The sequence below is a fragment of the Alysiella crassa DSM 2578 genome (assembly GCF_000745955.1).
In the GTDB taxonomy this organism is placed as follows: domain Bacteria; phylum Pseudomonadota; class Gammaproteobacteria; order Burkholderiales; family Neisseriaceae; genus Simonsiella; species Simonsiella crassa.
This window is the reverse complement of the sequence record NZ_JQKH01000151.1, coordinates 1-1,625: the sequence shown is the minus strand read 5'-3', so window position 1 is coordinate 1,625 and position 1,625 is coordinate 1. Positions and strand designations below refer to the sequence as shown.

Sequence of the window (1,625 nt, the reverse complement as noted above, 5' to 3'; positions counted from 1 at the left end):
TGAAAATGCAGTACAAGGCGACAGCGACCGCCGTGTACACCTAGTACATAAGGGAGCTGGCAACGCCGTACTGCTTTTTCAGTTCTGCGACTATAGCATAGCAAAAGACAGTCTGAATATTATTTCATCAACTGATTTTGCCCTTTCACAATGCTCATGCCTGCGCTCACCAAACTGCCCAAATCCGCCACATTCGCAGGCATAATCAATGTATTGTTTTCTTTGGCTAATTTTCCAAATGCTTCCACATATTGCTCGGCAACTTTCAGATTCACGGCTTCGCTGCCCCCTGGTTCTTGAATGGCGGCGGCGATGGTGCGAATCGCATCTGCGCTGGCTTGCGCCACCAAACGCAAGGCTTCTGCTTCTCCCTGTGCGCGGTTGATTTGCGCCACTTTTTCGCCTTGTGATGCGTTTACGGCAGCCTGCGCTTCGCCTTCGGATTTTTTGATTTCTGCTTCACGCTCGCCTGTTGCCAAATTGATTTGTTCAATTTTCAAACCTTCGGATTGGGCAATACGCGCACGTTTTTCACGCTCGGCGGTGATTTGTGCTTGCATGGAACGCAAAATTTCTTGCGGCGGCACCAAATCTTTGATTTCATAACGCAAAACTTTTACGCCCCACGACACCGCCGCTTCGTCCAAAGCCGCCACAACGGTGCGATTAATGTCATCGCGTTCTTCAAAGGTTTTGTCCAATTCCATGCGCCCAATCACGGAACGCAGCGTGGTTTGCGCCAATTGGGTAATCGCCAAAATGTAATTGCTTGAACCATAAGAAGCGCGTTTGGGGTCGGTTACTTGAAAATACAAAATGCCATCAACGGTTAATTGCGTGTTATCGCGGGTGATACACACTTGGCTGGGCACGTCCAACGGAATTTCTTTGAGCGAATGTTTGTAGGCAATGCTGTCCAAAAAAGGAATCAAAATATTCAAGCCTGGATTCAAAACCGCATGAAATTTTCCCAAACGCTCAACAACATAGGCTTCCTGTTGTGGCACAACTTTAAAGGCTTTGAAACCCAAAATCACCACAGCCAGCAAAATAATCACGGGTAAAGAAAAAATCATCACACACCTCCAAAAAAATCAAGTGAAAAAGTTTTAAATAATCAAAATATTGCCATCACGCGCCACGATTTTCGCCGTATCGCCTGCTTTCAGGCTGCCTGAAAATTCATTACGCGCCTCCCACAATGTGCCACGATACTGCACACGCCATTCGCCTGTGGGCAACAATGATTCCAACACCACCGTTTGCCCAATATCAAAATCATCTGATACATCAGACACTTGCTCTATATTGCGTTTTTTGTAATGGTAAACCCACACAATGCCCGCCAAAGACAAAATAGCCGCCACCCAAAACCCCGCCACATCGCCCAGCAACCACGCCATCAAACCCGCGCCCAACAAAGCCAGCGACAGCACCAGCAAATACACCGTCCCCAAAAACAGCTCCACAATAAAGAGTAGCACCGCAACAATCAACCAGTAAATCATCATTTGCTCCTTTGTGCGAATTTTTTCAGGCAGCCTTACAGTACACGACAATTTTTCCAATCACAAAAATGTAGGGTGCGCCATGCGCACCAAATTACTGAATAATTTAAATATTGT

Annotated in this window: 2 protein-coding genes; both read right to left on the bottom strand. The window is 46.6% G+C overall.

All coding sequences use genetic code 11. From position 1 onward, the window contains the following. Positions 1-119: 119 nt before the first annotated feature. A complete protein-coding gene (locus tag Q338_RS12465; RefSeq protein ID WP_034296066.1) occupies positions 120-1,076 on the bottom strand; it encodes an SPFH domain-containing protein in 957 nt (318 codons plus the stop codon). A gap of 33 nt (positions 1,077-1,109) precedes the next feature. After that, positions 1,110-1,559: an NfeD family protein gene (locus Q338_RS12460; protein WP_248784407.1), complete on the bottom strand. Its 450-nt coding sequence runs from the start codon at positions 1,557-1,559 to the stop codon at positions 1,110-1,112. Between the last annotated feature and the right edge of the window lie 66 nt (positions 1,560-1,625).

Coding starts and splice junctions, on each gene's coding strand:
- Q338_RS12465 (WP_034296066.1), bottom strand. CDS start 1,076: ATGATTTTTTCTTTACCCGTGATTATTTTGCTGGCTGTGGTGATTTTG.